The sequence below is a fragment of the Hymenobacter agri genome (assembly GCF_054778495.1).
Genome location: NZ_BAAGZM010000474.1, coordinates 1 through 3,441 on the forward strand (window position 1 = coordinate 1; position 3,441 = coordinate 3,441).

Here is a 3,441-nt window from a genome sequence, read left to right on the forward strand (position 1 = left end):
GGCAGCAGTGGCGGGAACAGAGGTGGGCGCGGCCGGCCGGGCCGCACCGAGCAGCAGCGCAGGAGCCGCCAGCAGCAGAAGGAAACGCATCATAACCGTGAAAATTGGAAGTACCACACGGCTATATTGCCGAATAGCGCTTCTGGATTTTCAACGGTGCAGGCAGGGATTTTAGTATCAGAGGCTGAGCGCAGGCTTGGCCGGCCGAGCCCACCACTCGTCGTTTTCCCAAGCCTCGCTCCAGTCGAGGCGCGCGTATTTGGGATTGATGGTTTGCCCCCGCTCTCCAATGTACAAATCCGTCATGGTGTTGGGCAGTACGGCATCGGCGTAGGTGGCAAAAGCCACCGGTTTCAGCCGGCCCGTGCGGAAGCTCTTCCATTGCCCCCGAAACAGCAGCCCGCTGCCTCGGGTGGGTAGTTCCCGGCTCGATTCCACGAGGTGCAGCGCTCCATCGGCCTGGCGATAGAAATCCATCAGCGCCGTGCCTTGGTAAGTGCCGGCGCCCGGCGCCGTGGAGTCTTCGCGCAGCACAAAGCGCCCGGTGGCCGAGTATGCGCGGGCCTGCGTGGTTTCCACCGAATCCAAATCCAGAAAAGCGCGAACGGATTTGATAGTCTGCACCGTGATGCTGCCCGCAAAGGGCGTGATGTGCTTGTTAAAGCGCGTCCGCCCCCGCACCCGCAACACATTGGGCATCAGCGAATCCGACACTACCTCATCTAGGATAACGGCGATGTGGCGATGCTCGGCACCGTAGAACCCATCCAAAATGGTGGGCTTCGGATTGTTGTTTTCCCGTTGGCCAAAATCGGCCTGCCACATCGGGGCTATATTGTTAGCAGCTAGAAACCTAGCCGCATCAGTTACCGGCGGTGCCAATGCAGTTAGCGGCATTCCTTCCCGGGGAGGCGGGCTGAATAATATGGCCTGCAATGCGGGCTTGGTTGGTACGGAATCTGATTTTGAGATTTCTATAGGTAAATGCGATGGCGTGGCCGCAACCAGTGTCGGCTTTTCGGCATACACGCCTGCGGCTGGCTTGACCTGCGGCTGGCAGGCGCCCAACGCAAAGGCGGCAACTCGCAACGCAACAAAGGGTTTCATACTGGCTCAACCTTTATTTACAAACTTAGACGGGGTTTGGGTGATTTGGCCCACCATTCGTCGTTTTCCCACAGCTCATTCCAGCCCTGCTTGGCGTATTTGGGGTTGATTGCGACGTCCCGTTCGCCAACCACAAAGTCGCTGTAGATGAACTGACCGTACCCGACGATATTGCTCACCCACACTGCCGGAATTGTCTTTCCGGTTTGAGTAGTCGTCCATGTGCCAGCGTATTGCTGCCCGGCTCCCTGCGAAGGCCCGTGCAGAAAGGGTGCATCAACATTAAGCCGGCCTTTTTTGGTTAGTTCCAATTCCATAATCACTCGCCCGCGAAACACAGCTGGCTGGGTTACCGACTGTTCTTCGGATAGCCGTACGCGGCCCATAACGGCGTACCGCCGAATGGTTTTGTCATTATCGAGTCGCACGACGGATACCATCGTCCAGTTACTGATATCCTGCTTGTCCTGTGCGGTAAGCATGGGCTCGATTGAAAGAGAGTCGAATACTATTTCGCCCTGAATAGGCCTGATAAGCCGCTTCGTGCGGGTCAGCCCCCGTAACGTGTAAGCCCGCGGGTTGTGCCGATTCTGATGAGCCGCCGTAATGACGACTTCTGTTCGGTAGCGGTCGGACCCCAGAAATCCGTTCAGGGCATAATCGTATTGCCCACCCTTTACCGTTTGCAGGAGCGGAGCAAGGTTGTGGCTGGCAAAGAAATGTTTGACCGCTCCCGAGTCGGCTACCGGCTGCGACCCGATATTATCGCGCAACACTATTCCATGGCGAACGGGAATGGGCGGCATGCTATCGGGCGGCAGGGCCTTTCCTCCGCGAGCTACCGAGAGTTCCCTTGCCGAAATGGTATCGGGTGGAAGCCCAACTTCCCTGTCATTGCCTATTGGTTTGGCCGTTGCTTCCGACACCGTAGCGACGGAACGGGCAGCCGGTTTCGTCTGCGGCTTACAGGCCGGCGCCAGTAGACCAATTGGTACGAAAAGCAGCAAGGATTTCATATGGGCACGGCAAGAAAGTAGAAAAAGAACGTTCGCTACAGGCTGAGTTTGGGATTGGGCGAGTCGGCCCACCATTCGTCGTTTTCCCACAGCTCGTTCCAGCCCAGTTTAGCGTATTTGGGGTTGATTTCGCCACCCCGGTCGCCAATGCCAAAGTCTTTGTAAACCTCTGGTGCTGCGGCAAACACGTCGGCAGCTACCACAAACTTCTTCACTTCCCGGGTCGTCAGGTTGCGGCGCGAGCCGTGCACCAGCACTTCGCTACCGTTGGCCGGCATGTCTTTGCTCACAAACGGCGCCGTGACGTAGTCCAGCCGCCCACGGTTGGTAACGTGAAAGTTTAGAATGGCTTCGCCGCGAAAAACGCCGCTGTTTGCGGCTGTCTCCTCCCGTATGGCCAGTTCGGCGCGCAGGGTGTAGGGGTGCGACAGTTTTCGGGCGCGCTCGTACTGGACTGCAGTCGAATCGGTAGCGGCCGCTTCCGTTAGCATCGAATCCTGCTGTTGCGGTGTGAAGTCACCATAATCCCAGGGCGCTTCCAAATCTTCAATCTGCCGCACCGTGAGGGTGCCTTCGAATGGCCGGATATTTTTTCGGTAGCGGCATTTGCCTCGCACGTGGTACACCTCGGGGTGCTGCGCATCGCGCATTACGCTCGTAAAAGCCAGCGCAAACCGGTAGTGGTCGGGCCCAAAAAAACCTTGTAGCGTCGGGTTCTCCCGGCGGTATTGGGTATCGCCCTGCCACAGCTTCGACAAGTCAATTTCGCCCAGCAACTGCCGCATCGGCTTGGTGAGAGTATCCGTAGCGGCGAATAGCGACGGCAACGGCTTTTCGCCAGGTTCGGCAGCAGGAATGGGCCCGCGGGCAGCTGCCGCCACATCGGTGGCAACTGGTTTCTGTTCCTGGCAGGCCGTAAGCAGACTGAAAACCAAGAACGGGTAGAACGTCTTTTTCATGCTGCCAATTTACCACGCAGCCCCGGCATAAACTCCCGCAGAAAATATCGGCCCATGCCCACCTCCAGCAGGATTTCTACCAATATCAAATTGCCCACCCAGGAGAGCCAGGTTACCGTCAGATACGTCTCAATCGGCTTGGTTTCGAACACGTAGTACATCACGTAGCTCTCGCCGCGCAGGGCCAGGGCGGCCAGCGTTACGGCGTAGGAGCGCAGCATCCAGTCGACGTGCAGGGGCCACTGGCGCTGGCGGACGGCGCGGTAGGCCTTCCAGGTACAAAGCCACCACACCAGGCACTGCAGCGTGAAGCCGACCTGCGCCGCCAGCCCGCCGTTGGCGAAGCGCGCCAGCACGAG

The 3,441-nt window shown here is 58.3% G+C and carries 4 protein-coding genes; all 4 read right to left on the reverse strand.

Annotated elements, in window-relative coordinates:
• Positions 1 to 177: 177 nt before the first annotated feature.
• Complete coding sequence (locus ACYVDE_RS17840) at positions 178 to 825, reverse strand: hypothetical protein (protein ID WP_460502905.1); 648 nt, start codon at positions 823 to 825, stop codon at positions 178 to 180.
• A 299-nt stretch (positions 826 to 1,124) separates the two neighbouring features.
• A complete protein-coding gene (locus tag ACYVDE_RS17845; RefSeq protein WP_460502906.1) occupies positions 1,125 to 2,123 on the reverse strand; it encodes a hypothetical protein in 999 nt (332 codons plus the stop codon).
• A 35-nt stretch (positions 2,124 to 2,158) separates the two neighbouring features.
• Positions 2,159 to 3,082, reverse strand: coding sequence for a hypothetical protein (locus ACYVDE_RS17850; protein ID WP_460502907.1), 924 nt, complete (start codon positions 3,080 to 3,082; stop codon positions 2,159 to 2,161).
• The coding region (locus tag ACYVDE_RS17855) for a DUF2306 domain-containing protein (protein WP_460502908.1) at positions 3,079 to 3,441 on the reverse strand (363 nt) is incomplete at its 5' end. The genes ACYVDE_RS17855 and ACYVDE_RS17850, both read right to left, overlap by 4 nt.

Coding starts and splice junctions, on each gene's coding strand:
- ACYVDE_RS17840 (WP_460502905.1), bottom strand. CDS start 825: ATGTGGCAGGCCGATTTTGGCCAACGGGAAAACAACAATCCGAAGCCC.
- ACYVDE_RS17845 (WP_460502906.1), bottom strand. CDS start 2,123: ATGAAATCCTTGCTGCTTTTCGTACCAATTGGTCTACTGGCGCCGGCC.
- ACYVDE_RS17850 (WP_460502907.1), bottom strand. CDS start 3,082: ATGAAAAAGACGTTCTACCCGTTCTTGGTTTTCAGTCTGCTTACGGCC.